Below are 12,693 nucleotides of genomic sequence, written 5' to 3' on the forward strand. Positions count from 1 at the left end.
ACAACTGGATAAAAGCTTGATGATGCGGTCATCTCGGCGGATTGCAGCTTGAGCGTAGCAGCTCCGTCATCGTGCGCTTTTGCGTGCGCAGTGAGCCTATCCAGGAGTTCGGCAGTAATGGCTATCAGTGTTTTCGACCTGTTCAAAATCGGCATCGGCCCTTCCAGTTCACACACCGTGGGGCCCATGCGGGCGGCGGCGTTGTTTGTGCAGGGCTTGCGTGAGCGGGGGCTGCTTGAGCAGGTGCGGCGTGTCGAAGTCCAGTTGTTCGGTTCATTGTCGGCCACCGGCATCGGCCACGGCAGCGACAATGCCGTGATCATGGGCCTGATGGGCGAGTGGCCGGATGCGATCGATCCGTCGCAAATCGGCATTCGCATCGCCACCCTGCGCGAGACCGATACGCTGCTGCTCGACAGTCGCTTGCCAGTGCCCTTCATCTGGGCCCGGGACATGCGCCTGATCGACGAGAACCTGCCATTCCACCCCAACGCCATGACTCTTATTGTCGAAGGCGATGGCGGCGAGTTGTATCGCGACACCTACTATTCGGTCGGCGGCGGTTTTGTCGTCGATGAGGCTCAGGCCTCCAGCGGTGTCGTCGACCTCGACCGCACCGTGTTGCCATATGACTTTTCCAGCGCTGCCGAGCTGCTGGAGCTGTGTAAAAAACACAAGCTGCGTGTAGCTGAATTAATGATGGCCAACGAGAGGGTGTGGCGCAGCGAGGACGAAATCCGCAGCGGCCTGATGAAGCTCTGGCGCGCCATGCAGGATTGCGTCGAACAAGGCCTGAAGCACGAAGGCATCCTGCCCGGCGGGCTGAACGTGCGCCGTCGCGCGGCCAAGCTGCATCGCAGCCTGCAGGAACTGAACAAACCCAATGTGATCGGCTCGACCTTGAGCGCCATGGAATGGGTCAACCTGTTCGCCCTGGCGGTCAACGAAGAAAACGCCGCTGGCGGACGCATGGTCACGGCACCGACCAACGGTGCGGCGGGGATCATTCCGGCGGTGCTGCACTACTTCATGAAATTCAGCGAAGCCGTGACCGACGCCAATGTCGTCGACTACTTCCTCGGCGCGGCGGCGGTGGGAATCCTGTGCAAGAAGAACGCATCGATCTCCGGTGCCGAAGTCGGCTGCCAGGGCGAAGTCGGTTCGGCCTGTGCCATGGCGGCCGCCGGGTTGGCGGAAATCCTTGGCGCCACGCCAGAGCAATTGTGCAACGCGGCGGAGATCGGTCTGGAACACAACCTCGGCCTGACCTGCGACCCGGTGGGTGGGCTGGTCCAGGTGCCGTGCATCGAGCGCAACGCAATCGCCGCAGTGAAGGCGATCAATGCCGCGCAAATGGCATTGCGCGGTGATGGCCAGCATTTCATTTCGCTGGATCGGGTGATCCGCACCATGCGCGATACTGGTGCCGATATGCATGACAAATATAAGGAGACATCGCGGGGTGGGTTGGCGGTTAGCGCAGTGGAGTGCTGAGACCGCATCGCCCCTATCGCCAGCAGGCTGGCTCCCACAGTAGATTTGTATCGACCACAAAACCTGTGGGAGCCAGCCTGCTGGCGATAGGGGCAGACCAGTCAAAACTGCGCGCTAAGTGAACACCCGGTTTAAAGCGCGCCACCTTTTGGCGCGTCGCTCACAGATAAATCGTCTTGCCACTGATCAAGGGCCAACCGGCCTTCGACCGCCTGTCACCCGTGCCTGCGGTGACACTCCCTTCCATCGCGGCGCAACGCCGTTCCCACAAGTGCTACCGAATTGCTCACAGCTTGTGGGGCGGGGCGCTTGCCAGCCCTGATGGCCATTTAAATCCCCCTGCCTTGCAAGACATGTGTAGACACATTCCGACGTCGTTTTTAGGAGTTATTGAACGCGCATTCAAATTTAGGCATGGCAATTGCTCTGTCATTACAAAGCCCGTCTCCCACGCGAGAACGATGGCAATAAAAAGAGCCTCCGCCTGAGGCCATCACCCGCTTTGTGTGAGGAGATACCGCGATGACGACGTTCAACTCCGGGGCCCAACCCCAGAACCGTGCGCCTCAATCCATCGGCTTTCTGCTGCTGGACAATTTCACGCTGATTTCTCTGGCCTCCGCAGTGGAACCCCTGCGCATGGCCAACCAGTTGTCCGGTCGCGAGCTGTATCGCTGGACCACCCTCACCGTCGATGGCGGCCAGGTCTGGGCCAGTGACGGCCTGCAGATCACCCCCGACGCCTCCATGCACAAAGCCCCGCCAATGGACACGGTCATCGTGTGCGGCGGTATCGGCATCCAGCGCACTGTTACCCGCGAACACGTGTCATGGCTGCAAAGCCAGGCTCGCCAGTCCCGCCGTCTCGGTGCGGTGTGCACCGGCAGCTGGGCCCTGGCCTGCGCCGGCCTGCTCGACGGTTTTGATTGCAGCGTGCACTGGGAATGCCTGGCGGCGATGCAGGAAGCTTTCCCGCGTGTAGCGATGAGTACTCGCCTGTTCACCCTCGACCGTAACCGTTTCACCAGCTCCGGCGGCACCGCGCCGCTGGACATGATGCTGCACTTGATCAGTCGCGATCACGGTCGTGAGCTGTCGGCGGCCATTTCGGAGATGTTCGTCTACGAGCGCATCCGCAACGAGCAGGATCATCAGCGTGTGCCGCTCAAGCACATGCTCGGCACCAACCAGCCGAAGTTGCAGGAAATCGTTGCGCTGATGGAAGCCAACCTCGAAGAGCCGATCGACCTGGACGAACTGGCGGTGTATGTCGCGGTGTCCCGTCGCCAGCTGGAGCGGCTGTTCCAGAAATACCTGCACTGCTCGCCGTCGCGTTACTACCTCAAGCTGCGCCTGATCCGTGCGCGCCAGCTGCTCAAGCAAACGCCGATGTCGATCATCGAAGTGGCATCGGTCTGTGGTTTCGTGTCCACGCCGCACTTCTCCAAGTGCTACCGCGAATACTTCGGCATTCCGCCGCGTGACGAGCGCGTAGGGTCCAACACCACCCAGCAAGTGGCGATGATGCCGCTGCCACAAGCACTGGTGCTGTCGCCGTTGTCCGGGCCGTTGTCGGCGCTGAGCCAGGCGCGCAATGAGTCGACGTTTGCCAGTGTAAGGCTCTAGACCAGGTCGACTTCATTCGCGAGCAAACTCGCTCCCACATCTGTGTTGTTCACAGAACCAATGTGGGAGCGAGTCTGCTCGCGAAGGCGTTTTATCGGGCGGTGTGGCTTTGCTGGTACTCCGACAACGCCGGCAGCAGTTGTTTGTCGATGGCCTGGCGCACTGCCGGCAGGATCGTCGCGCTGCTGGTGTACATTTCCTTGACCATCTTGCGAAGCTCATACGCCCGAGCATCGTCCAGGCCCCTTACCACGCATTCGCAAGCCTGCTCGGCGGTGGCTCCGTTGGGCACGTTGAAGCCCAACGACTTGAGCTGGCCCAACAGGTCTTCCTGGTCTATCAAATCGGCGTGCATCATGACGCAATCCTTCTTCAGGGAACGGTGTCGTGGTTCGATTCTGGTAGGGGTGCCGGGTGTCGGCAAGGACGAATTGTCGCAATGGCTCAATTGGTTATGAACATGTCGTTTTCGGCTAACCTGGCGCGCGGGGGAGTGGGCACACTGGACTTAGCTCGCTTCACGAAGGTTTGGTCACCCTCGCATGGCAGCTCCTCAACAGTACCCTCTGCCTCGATCCTGTCACGGCTTGATCGGGGTTTTTTTTGTCTGTGATTCAGGGAGATATGCGGTGTCTGTCCGGGTGCCATCGCGAGCAGGCTCACTCCCACATTCAACCGCGTTCCCATGAGAGAACCCGGTCAACTGTGGGAGTGAGCCTGCTCGCGATGAACGATGACTCGGTTTAACGCTGCAACACCAGAATCCGCGACAACAACTCATCCCGGTCCACATAGCAGCCCTGGAAGTGCCGCGCCCCGGTGGCGGGGTCGAAGGCGTTGCGGGCATGCAGGGTGCGACGGTTGTCGAAGCACCACAGCTCGCCGGGATTGAGCCGCTGCATCAGCCTGAATCGAGGTTCGCGGGTCATTGCGATAAAGCGCCGATAGGCGTGGTAGAGCTTGGGCATCTGCTCCACCGAGGCATCGAACGGCCCGCGCAGAAAGTTCGCCATGCGGATTTCCGACACCTGCCCCAACGCATCCAGGGCAATGATCGGCGCGAGGCAGCGGTAGTCGCTGTGACGGTCCTTGTTGCGAAACTCCACGGGGATTTCGCAGAGGCTGTTGAAGGATTCGGGATCTTCCCGGCGCAAGGCGTCGGCAATGGCAAAACCGTCGACAAAAATGCTCTCGCCACCCTCGGCATCATTGACCAGGCAATGCAGGAATTGCAGCCCCGGTTGCAACTCCCGGGTCGGCAAATCGCTGTGCAGTGGCAGGTTGAAGGCGGTGTAGGCGTTGCTGTCGGCGTCGGCCTTGGATTGCACATTGAACAGCACGCCGAAATTGCTCTCGCGGATGAAGGAAATGCGTTGGGCGATCAGCTTCAGAGAACCGGGTTCGGTGGGCACGCCTCGGACCTGGGTCAATCCGACATCCCGCACCGCCAACAGCCATTGCAACAGAGCGTCGTTATCCGTCATCAGTGCTTGATATTCGAACACCGGCAACCGCAAATCGCTGTGCCAGAGCCTGGCTTTTGGCTTGCGTGCCTGGCGCTCGGCGCGGGATTCGTCGTCATAGGCGTGGGCGCGCAGCCAGCCGGGGTCGAAGCGGCTGCTGTGGCCGTCCTGCCAATCCACCGACAGGCAACCTTCGGTGTCGATGTGCACTTGTTCGGGTATCAGATCTTGAGCCACATCGACGATTTCCAGCACTTGCTCGCGAGTCACGGTGTAGACGCACTGCGGGCACGGGCAGTTATCCCGCAGCCATTGATGGTGGAAAGGGCTGACGCGATCGTCGGCCCACTTCACCAGAATACGGTCCGCCAGGGTCTGCACGCCAGTCAGCGCGCTGATCAACGGATAGGTACGAAAGTCGGCAAATGCTGCGGCGGTATTCATGGCGATCTCCTTGTTATTTTTGGGGGGGTAATGCGATCACTCGGCCAACGTAATCGGGCGCAGGCAGGTCCTCCTGTTCGGCGACGATGGCTTGCAGCCGGCTCAAGGATTGTTCGCTGAACGGCGCCGAACGCGGCCCGGCGAGATCCACGTGCAGCAGCATCTGTTCATTGCCTGCAAGTTCCTGGGCATCACCGACCAGATGCAGGCTGTGATAGAGGTGCACGCGCTTGCTGTCGTGGGCGATGATTTGGGTGTGCACTTCGACCTTGGCGTCGAGCTTCACTTCGTGCAGGTAATTCAGGTGCAGTTCGAGGGTGAACAGCGAGTTGCCGCTGGCCTCGCGGCTGTTGCTGTCCAGGCCCAGGCGATCCATCAGGGCGTCGGTGGCGTAGCTGAAGATCAGCAGATAGAAGGCGTCGCGCAGGTGGCCGTTGTAGTCGACCCAGTCGGGGATGATGGTGGTTTGGTAGGTGGTGAGGGTGGGCATGATGGCTGATCCAGAACAGATTATGATTGGAGTGCCGTCATCGCCAGCAGGCTGGCTCCCACATTGGAATGCATTCCCCTGTGGGAGCCAGCCTGCTGGCGATGGGGCCAGTCCAGATTGTCGATTACTCGCTGAAAGCCATCCCATGCTTCTCTTTGGTGGTCTTCACCGCCTCCAGCACCGCCAGCAGGCAGTCATCACGATAGCGCTCCAGCGCCGAAATGCTGTGTTTACCCAGTTGATCGCTGGTGCCATCGACCACGTCGTCGATCAGTTTGTCGGTCAACTCCGGTGCCGGCAGGTAGGTCCACGGCAACTGCAACGCCGGGCCGAACTGCGCCATGAAGTGGCGCATGCCGGCATCGCCGCCGGCCAGGGTGTAGGTCAGGAAGGTGCCCATGAACGACCAGCGCAAGCCCGCGCCGAAGCGGATGGCATCGTCGATTTCGCCGGTGGTCGCCACGCCGTCGTTGACCAGGTGCAGGGCCTCACGCCACAGCGCTTCGAGCAGGCGGTCGGCGATGAAACCCGGTACTTCCTTGCGCACGTGCAGCGGGCGCATGCCCAGGGATTCATAGACCCTCATGGCCGCTTGCACCGCTTCAGGGGCGGTGTTTTTGCCGCCGACCACTTCCACCAAGGGCAGCAGGTAAACCGGGTTGAACGGGTGACCGACCACGCAGCGTTCAGGATGCGTGGCGCTCTCGTAGAACTCGCTTGGCAACAGGCCAGAGGTGCTGGAGCCGATCAACGCATTGGGCTTGGCCGCCGCGCTGATTTTGCTGTGCAGGTCCAGTTTCAGCTCCAGTCGTTCCGGGGCGCTCTCCTGGATGAAATCGGCATCGCGCACGCACTCTTCGATGGTCGCGACAAAGCGCAGGCGATCTTGCGATGCACCCGGCGCCAGGCCTTGTTTCTCCAGCGCGCCCCAGGCATTGGCGACGCGTTTGCGCAAGGCGGCTTCAGCGCCGGGGGCCGGGTCCCAGGCCACTACATCCAGGCCATGGGCGAGGGCGCGGGACACCCAACCGCTGCCGATGACACCGCTGCCTAACGCTGCGAAGGTTTTGATTTCGGTGATAAAGCTCATGGTCGATTCCTGAATTTGGCTCGGAAAAAACTGTGGGAGCGAGCCTGCTCGCGATGGCGTCGGTACATCCGATGCATCAATTGAGGCAGGTAAACCGCTATCGCGAGCAGGCTCGCTCCCACAGGGGGAAAGTGGGTAGGGTCAACCGCGCTTGGTCAGGCCCATTTTTGCCCGGCCTTCAGCCGGGGTCAGGACGCGGGCGCCAAGGCGGCTGAGGATTTCGCTGGCGCGCTCGACCAGTTGGCCGTTGGTCGCCAGCACGCCCTTGTCCAGCCACAGATTGTCTTCCAGGCCGACCCGTACGTTGCCGCCGAGCAACACCGCTTGCGCCGCCATCGGCATCTGCATCCGGCCGATACCGAAGCCAGCCCAGACCGCATCGGCCGGCAGGTTGTCGACCATGGCTTTCATGGTGGTGGTGTCCGCCGGTGCGCCCCAAGGGATACCCAGGCACAGCTGGAACAACGGGTTGTCGAGCAGGCCTTCCTTGATCATCTGCTTGGCGAACCACAGGTGACCGGTGTCGAAGATTTCCAGCTCGGCTTTCACACCCAGCTCTTGAATGCGTTTGGCGCCGGCACGCAACTGGGCCGGGGTGGAGACGTAGATGGTGTCGCCGTCGCCGAAGTTCAGGGTGCCGCAGTCGAGGGTGCAGATTTCCGGCAGCAGTTCTTCGACGTGGGCCAGGCGGGTCAACGGGCCGACCAGATCGGTGTTCGGGCCGAATTCCATCGGATTCTCGCCGGCACCGATTTCCAGGTCGCCGCCCATGCCGGCGGTGAGGTTGACGATGATGTCCACGTCCGCCTCGCGGATGCGCTCCATCACTTCGCGGTACAGCGCCACGTCACGGCTGAACTTGCCGGTTTGCGGGTCACGCACATGGCAGTGAACCACGGTGGCGCCGGCCTTGGCGGCTTCTACGGCGGCAGCGGCGATCTGTTTCGGGGTGACCGGCACGTGTGGGCTCTTGGCGGTCGTGTCGCCAGCACCGGTGAGTGCGCAGGTGATGATGACGTCGTGGTTCATGAGGCGATTCCTTACAGGCGAGTTTTTGGCTTTGGCCAGGCGTGGTGGTCCCGTCCGCAGCCCGTTGGGGCTGCGAGTCGGTGGTTCAATCGTGTTTATTTAGTGGTCAGTTGCAGGTTTTCAGCGGCCGGTTTGCCGTCGAAGGTGGTGACACCTTCAAGCCAGCGTTTTTTGTCCAGCGGGTGATCCTTGAGCCATTGTTTGGCCGACTCGAAAGCGTCCTTGTGATCCAGCAGTGGCTGCATCATCCGGCTCTCGTCTTCGGCGGTGAACGTCAGGTTGCTCAGCAGGCGACCGATGTTCGGGCATTGTTCGGTGTATGTCGGTGCGGTGACGGTCCACACGGTGGCCTTGCCTTCGTTCGGGCCGAGAGCGTCGTCGCTGCCGGTGAGGTAGGTCATCTTGACGTTGACGTTCATCGGGTGCGGCGCCCAGCCGAAGAACACCACAGCTTCGTTGCGACGTACGGCGCGATCCACGGCGGCGAGCATGCCTGCTTCGCTGGATTCGACCAGCTGGAACTTGCCGAGGCCGAACTGGTTCTTGGAGATCATCGCCTTGATCTGGGTGTTGGCGCCCGAGCCAGGTTCGATGCCGTAGATCTTGCCGCCCAGTTCCTTTTCGAATTTGGCGATGTCAGCGAAGGTTTTCAGGCCCTTGTCGGCGAGGTAGGTCGGCACGGCGAGAGTCGCGCGGGCATCCTGCAGGCTCGGCGCTTCAAGCACCTTGACTTGTTTGGCGTCGACGAACGGGGTGATGGTCTGGGTCATCAGCGGGTTCCAGTAACCGAGGAACAGGTCCAGACGCTGGTCGCGGATCCCGGCGAAGATGATTTGCTGGGAGGCGCTGGTTTGTTTGGTGCTGTAGCCGAGGCCATCGAGCAATACCTGGGTCATGGCACTGGTGGCGATCACGTCGGTCCAGTTCACTACACCCATGCGCACGTTCTGACACGCGGCGGGTTCGGCGGCCATGACACTGGCGCTCAGCAAAGCGGTACCACTGAGTGCAAGAACACAGCTGCTGATCAGTCGTTTCATCTCAGGTTCCTCGGCAGTTCGTTTATTGTGAGTTCCGGTGTCTGATGCGCCGGTGATGCCAAGTTACGCAGCAAAGCACCGATGAAAACGCACTGCGGCGACCAGCTCTTGCACTGCAGCGACCTGCGCTCTTGAATGCCGCTCGCAAGTGGCGTATCAACATCCCTACGCTGCCCGCCCTCTCGTTACCTGGCCTCCTGTTACCTGCTAAGCGAGTGCGCTCCATGTCCCAGGATTTCTACTTCTTGTTGATGCCGGGTTTCTCGGCCATTGGATTTATCTCGGCCATCGAGCCGTTGCGGGTCGCCAATCGCTTTCGTGGCGAACTCTATCGCTGGCATGTGCTGAGCGCGGATGGCGGGGCGGTGTTGGCCAGCAACGGCATGTCGGTCAACGCCGATGCGGCGCTGGAACCGTTGAAGAAAGGTGCGACACTGCTGGTGGTCGCAGGGTTCGAACCCCTGAAGTTCACCACGCCGGCGCTGGAACACTGGCTGCGCCGCCTGGACAATGAAGGCGTGACCCTCGGTGCCATCGACACCGGCAGCTTCATCCTCGCAGAAGCCGGCCTGCTCGATGGCCATCGCCTGACCCTGCACTGGGAAGCCATCGATGCCTTCAAGGAATCTTATCCACAGCTCAGCGTCACCCAGGAACTGTTCGAGATTGATCGCCGGCGCATTACTTCCGCCGGCGGTACCGCTTCCATTGATCTGATGCTGGATCTGATCGCCCAGGCCCACGGCCCGGAACTGGCGATCCAGGTCAGCGAACAATTCGTACTCGGCCGCATCCGCCCGCGTAAAGACCACCAGCGCATGGAAGTCGCCACGCGTTATGGCCTCAGCAACAAGAAACTGGTGCATGTGATCGGTGAGATGGAGCAGCACAGCGAACCGCCGCTTAGCACTTTGGAACTGGCGGAATCGATCAAGGTGACGCGGCGCCAGCTGGAGCGCCTGTTTCGCCTGCACCTGAACGACACACCGAGCAATTTCTATCTTCGATTGAGGCTGGAAAAGGCCCGGCAGTTGCTGCGGCAGACCGACATGAGCGTGTTGGAGGTCAGTATTGCCTGCGGGTTTGAATCGCCGTCGTACTTCACCCGCAGTTATCGGGCGAAGTATGAGCGGTGCCCGCGGGAGGATCGGCGTACCGCCAAGGCATGAATACTTGATACCCCCTGTGGGAGCCAGCCTGCTGGCGATGGCGGTATGTCAGACACATGAATATCAACTGATGCACCGCCATCGCCAGCAGGCTGGCTCCCACAGTTAGTTTGTTCTGTCAGGAAGACCTGTTACTTCTTCAAAAGCGCCGAACACGCCGCCTTGTACGCCTCATGCTGGTACTTGTTCAGCGTTCCCGGCAATTCGAAGTTGTGCTTCTTGGCCTGGGCATTGATGGTCTGCGGCGACAACAGCATCACCTCGCAATTCTCCAGCAACTGGAAAACCCCCTCGATCTTGAACGTGGTCGGCCCCCCGGCGAACTCGCCTTTCTTGCTGCGCTTCTTGATCGCAATGCGGTCTATCGAGTTCTCGCGAACAAAGGACGCAACCTGAGCGGCGAACAGTTTGACGTTGGCGGCTTCGTCGTCATCGTCCAGGGCGATTTTCTTGGTGGCGAGTGCGACATGGCCCAGCGCCTGACCGTCCAGCGTGGCCACGGCGATGATCGCTTCGCTGCCTTTGATTTCGATGCCGCAGATTTTCATGTTCAATCCCATTAGTGACAGAGGGTGTGCAGCTTACAGCTCAAGCTGGCTGGTGAACGGATCACTCCTGCCCAATCGACTCCAAAAACTCCGATCGCTCATCACTCATCCGCGCCACACAATCGTTCTGGGCAATGGTGAATGCCTTGCTGCCGGCCGTGGCCGGAAAGGCTTCTACGGCGCAATCGGCATCGCGGGTTTTGAGCCATTGGGCCTGGGCGGCCTTGATTTTTGCGGTGACGTCGGTCAGTTGCGACGGGTTCTTGCCGTAGAGCGACTGCATGCGGTCGTTCAGGCTTTTGAGGTTTTCGCTCAACAGGTCTTCGGCGGAGGTTTTGCTGAAGGCCGAACATTCCAGGGTCTGGATGTCGTTTTCGACTTTGTCGCACGGGTTGTCGTCGGACACCTGCGCTGCGTGTACGCCGGTCGCAATCATTGCCATTGCCAGAATGATCGATTTCATTATCGTCGCCGCTCTTGTCCAGTGAAGCATCCAGTGATGCGGCGAATTCTGGCCCAAGCCGAGGGCCTTGAACAGGTCGCAGATTGTGCCTGGCGACGACCCTTTGTCGCGGATTGACGCTTTCGGCAAACCCCCTGTCGTTTTTGCACCCGGCTGCCCCTGCACCGAGGCATATGCTGGCCCCAAAGCGCCGGCAGACGATTCGGCGCATGAATCGCTAATAGGGGACAGCCTGATGAGCCCAGCCGAATTGCACGCCGACAGCATCGTTATCGACGGGCTGATTATCGCCAAGTGGAACCGTGAACTGTTCGAAGACATGCGCAAGGGCGGTTTGACCGCGGCCAACTGCACCGTGTCGGTGTGGGAGGGCTTTCAGGCCACCGTCAACAACATCGCCGCGAGCCAGAAGCTGATCCGCGAGAACAGCGACCTGGTGATTCCGGTCCGCACCACCGCCGACATCCGCAAGGCCAAGGAGCAGGGCAAGACCGGCATCCTTTTCGGCTTCCAGAATGCCCACGCCTTTGAAGACCAGATTGGCTATGTCGAGGTGTTCAAGCAACTGGGCGTCGGTATCGTGCAGATGTGCTACAACACCCAGAACCTGGTGGGCACCGGTTGCTACGAGCGTGACGGCGGCCTGTCGGGTTTCGGTCGCGAAATCGTCGCCGAGATGAACCGGGTTGGCGTGATGTGCGACCTGTCCCACGTCGGTTCCAAGACCTCCGAAGAAGTCATCCTCGAATCGAAGAAGCCGGTCTGCTACTCCCACTGCCTGCCGTCGGGGCTCAAGGAGCACCCGCGCAACAAGTCCGATGAAGAACTCAAGTTCATTGCCGACCATGGCGGCTTTGTCGGCGTGACCATGTTCGCGCCGTTCCTGGCCAAGGGCATCGACTCGACCATCGACGACTACGCCGAAGCCATCGAGTACGTGATGAACATCGTCGGCGAAGACGCTATCGGCATCGGTACCGACTTCACCCAGGGCCACGGCCAGGACTTCTTTGAATACCTGACCCACGACAAAGGCTACGCCCGCCGTCTGACCAGCTTCGGCAAGATCATCAACCCGCTGGGTATCCGCACCGTGGGCGAGTTCCCGAACCTGACCGAGACCCTGCTCAAGCGCGGCCACTCCGAGCGCGTGGTGCGCAAGATCATGGGCGAGAACTGGGTCAACGTTCTCAAGGACGTTTGGGGCGAGTAAGCCACAGCACCTCTGAATCCTTTCCCGCTGCCATCCGAGCAGCGGGCAACACAACGAATTTTCTGGAGTTAAGTTTCCATGGCCAAGATCGCCCCGCAATTGCCAATCGAAGTCGACAGCGAAACCGGTGTCTGGACCTCCGACGCCCTGCCGATGCTGTACGTGCCGCGCCATTTCTTCGTCAACAACCACATGGGCATCGAGGAGGTGCTGGGCGCCGAAGCCTACGCCGAAATCCTCTACAAGGCCGGCTACAAGTCCGCCTGGCACTGGTGTGAAAAAGAAGCCGAATGCCACGGCCTGGAAGGCGTCGCGGTGTTCGAGCACTACATGAAGCGCCTGTCGCAGCGCGGTTGGGGTCTGTTCAAGATCCAGGACATCGACCTCGACAAAGGCACCGCCAGCGTCAAGCTCGAACACTCGGCATTCGTCTACGTGTACGGCAAGGTCGGGCGCAAGGTCGACTATATGTTCACTGGCTGGTTTGCAGGGGCCATGGACCAGATCCTCGCCGCTCGCGGCAGCAAGATCCGCACCATGGCCGAACAAGTCTACGGTGGCTCCGAAGAGGGCCACGAAGACGGCTTGTTCACCGTCAAGCCGTTGTAAGTCGAGGAACCCGCC

At 60.6% G+C, this 12,693-nt stretch carries 13 protein-coding genes; 5 read left to right on the forward strand and 8 right to left on the reverse strand.

Annotation, left to right across the window (positions count from 1 at the left end; all coding sequences use genetic code 11):
• Positions 1 to 117 precede the first annotated feature (117 nt).
• Positions 118 to 1,494, forward strand: a complete 1,377-nt coding sequence (locus BSF44_RS19380; protein WP_095944881.1) for an L-serine ammonia-lyase — start codon at positions 118 to 120, stop codon at positions 1,492 to 1,494.
• A gap of 522 nt (positions 1,495 to 2,016) precedes the next feature.
• Positions 2,017 to 3,120 (forward strand): GlxA family transcriptional regulator, encoded by a 1,104-nt coding sequence (locus tag BSF44_RS19385; protein ID WP_007975492.1) that lies wholly within the window; start codon positions 2,017 to 2,019, stop codon positions 3,118 to 3,120.
• A gap of 91 nt (positions 3,121 to 3,211) precedes the next feature.
• Here BSF44_RS19385 and BSF44_RS19390 read toward each other — a convergent pair whose 3' ends face one another.
• The 6 genes from BSF44_RS19390 to BSF44_RS19420 all read right to left on the reverse strand — a co-directional run bounded on the left by BSF44_RS19390 (position 3,212) and on the right by BSF44_RS19420 (position 8,676).
• Positions 3,212 to 3,478: a hypothetical protein gene (locus tag BSF44_RS19390; protein WP_095944882.1), complete on the reverse strand. Its 267-nt coding sequence runs from the start codon at positions 3,476 to 3,478 to the stop codon at positions 3,212 to 3,214.
• 385 nt (positions 3,479 to 3,863) lie between these two features.
• A complete protein-coding gene (locus BSF44_RS19400) occupies positions 3,864 to 5,027 on the reverse strand; it encodes a gamma-butyrobetaine dioxygenase (RefSeq protein WP_095944883.1) in 1,164 nt (387 codons plus the stop codon).
• A gap of 13 nt (positions 5,028 to 5,040) precedes the next feature.
• Complete coding sequence (locus BSF44_RS19405; RefSeq protein WP_095944884.1) at positions 5,041 to 5,517, reverse strand: thioesterase family protein; 477 nt, start codon at positions 5,515 to 5,517, stop codon at positions 5,041 to 5,043.
• Between the two features lie 124 nt (positions 5,518 to 5,641).
• Positions 5,642 to 6,607, reverse strand: a complete 966-nt coding sequence (locus tag BSF44_RS19410; protein ID WP_095944885.1) for an L-carnitine dehydrogenase — start codon at positions 6,605 to 6,607, stop codon at positions 5,642 to 5,644.
• Between the two features lie 141 nt (positions 6,608 to 6,748).
• Entirely contained in the window at positions 6,749 to 7,636 is an 888-nt protein-coding gene (locus BSF44_RS19415; RefSeq protein ID WP_057712986.1) for a 3-keto-5-aminohexanoate cleavage protein, read from the reverse strand.
• Positions 7,637 to 7,731: 95 nt separating this feature from the next.
• Positions 7,732 to 8,676, reverse strand: a complete 945-nt coding sequence (locus tag BSF44_RS19420; RefSeq protein ID WP_095944886.1) for a choline ABC transporter substrate-binding protein — start codon at positions 8,674 to 8,676, stop codon at positions 7,732 to 7,734.
• A gap of 224 nt (positions 8,677 to 8,900) precedes the next feature.
• Here BSF44_RS19420 and BSF44_RS19425 point away from each other — a divergent pair, with 224 nt between their 5' ends.
• Positions 8,901 to 9,845, forward strand: a complete 945-nt coding sequence (locus BSF44_RS19425; protein WP_095944887.1) for a GlxA family transcriptional regulator — start codon at positions 8,901 to 8,903, stop codon at positions 9,843 to 9,845.
• Positions 9,846 to 9,976: 131 nt separating this feature from the next.
• Here BSF44_RS19425 and BSF44_RS19430 read toward each other — a convergent pair whose 3' ends face one another.
• Both BSF44_RS19430 and BSF44_RS19435 read right to left on the reverse strand, forming a co-directional pair.
• Complete coding sequence (locus BSF44_RS19430; RefSeq protein WP_095944925.1) at positions 9,977 to 10,393, reverse strand: DUF3010 family protein; 417 nt, start codon at positions 10,391 to 10,393, stop codon at positions 9,977 to 9,979.
• Positions 10,394 to 10,454: 61 nt separating this feature from the next.
• On the reverse strand, positions 10,455 to 10,856 hold the full coding sequence (locus tag BSF44_RS19435; protein WP_095944888.1) for a lysozyme inhibitor LprI family protein: 402 nt from the start codon (positions 10,854 to 10,856) through the stop codon (positions 10,455 to 10,457).
• A 235-nt stretch (positions 10,857 to 11,091) separates the two neighbouring features.
• Between BSF44_RS19435 and BSF44_RS19440 the strand changes: the two genes are divergently transcribed.
• Complete coding sequence (locus BSF44_RS19440) at positions 11,092 to 12,069, forward strand: dipeptidase (RefSeq protein ID WP_032829497.1); 978 nt, start codon at positions 11,092 to 11,094, stop codon at positions 12,067 to 12,069.
• Positions 12,070 to 12,147: 78 nt separating this feature from the next.
• Positions 12,148 to 12,678, forward strand: a complete 531-nt coding sequence (locus BSF44_RS19445) for a DUF5943 domain-containing protein (RefSeq protein ID WP_095944889.1) — start codon at positions 12,148 to 12,150, stop codon at positions 12,676 to 12,678.
• The last annotated feature ends 15 nt before the right edge of the window (positions 12,679 to 12,693 follow it).

It is taken from the genome of Pseudomonas sp. ACN8 (assembly GCF_002303925.1).
GTDB lineage: Bacteria > Pseudomonadota > Gammaproteobacteria > Pseudomonadales > Pseudomonadaceae > Aquipseudomonas.

What these genes read in the sequence shown, in the direction of transcription:
- BSF44_RS19405 (WP_095944884.1), bottom strand. Translation starts at nt 5,517, where the DNA reads ATGCCCACCCTCACCACCTACCAAACCACCATCATCCCCGACTGGGTC.
- BSF44_RS19390 (WP_095944882.1), bottom strand. Translation starts at nt 3,478, where the DNA reads ATGATGCACGCCGATTTGATAGACCAGGAAGACCTGTTGGGCCAGCTC.
- BSF44_RS19410 (WP_095944885.1), bottom strand. Translation starts at nt 6,607, where the DNA reads ATGAGCTTTATCACCGAAATCAAAACCTTCGCAGCGTTAGGCAGCGGT.
- BSF44_RS19430 (WP_095944925.1), bottom strand. Translation starts at nt 10,393, where the DNA reads ATGAAAATCTGCGGCATCGAAATCAAAGGCAGCGAAGCGATCATCGCC.
- BSF44_RS19385 (WP_007975492.1), top strand. Translation starts at nt 2,017, where the DNA reads ATGACGACGTTCAACTCCGGGGCCCAACCCCAGAACCGTGCGCCTCAA.
- BSF44_RS19435 (WP_095944888.1), bottom strand. Translation starts at nt 10,856, where the DNA reads ATGAAATCGATCATTCTGGCAATGGCAATGATTGCGACCGGCGTACAC.
- BSF44_RS19440 (WP_032829497.1), top strand. Translation starts at nt 11,092, where the DNA reads ATGAGCCCAGCCGAATTGCACGCCGACAGCATCGTTATCGACGGGCTG.
- BSF44_RS19415 (WP_057712986.1), bottom strand. Translation starts at nt 7,636, where the DNA reads ATGAACCACGACGTCATCATCACCTGCGCACTCACCGGTGCTGGCGAC.
- BSF44_RS19445 (WP_095944889.1), top strand. Translation starts at nt 12,148, where the DNA reads ATGGCCAAGATCGCCCCGCAATTGCCAATCGAAGTCGACAGCGAAACC.
- BSF44_RS19400 (WP_095944883.1), bottom strand. Translation starts at nt 5,027, where the DNA reads ATGAATACCGCCGCAGCATTTGCCGACTTTCGTACCTATCCGTTGATC.
- BSF44_RS19420 (WP_095944886.1), bottom strand. Translation starts at nt 8,676, where the DNA reads ATGAAACGACTGATCAGCAGCTGTGTTCTTGCACTCAGTGGTACCGCT.
- BSF44_RS19425 (WP_095944887.1), top strand. Translation starts at nt 8,901, where the DNA reads ATGTCCCAGGATTTCTACTTCTTGTTGATGCCGGGTTTCTCGGCCATT.
- BSF44_RS19380 (WP_095944881.1), top strand. Translation starts at nt 118, where the DNA reads ATGGCTATCAGTGTTTTCGACCTGTTCAAAATCGGCATCGGCCCTTCC.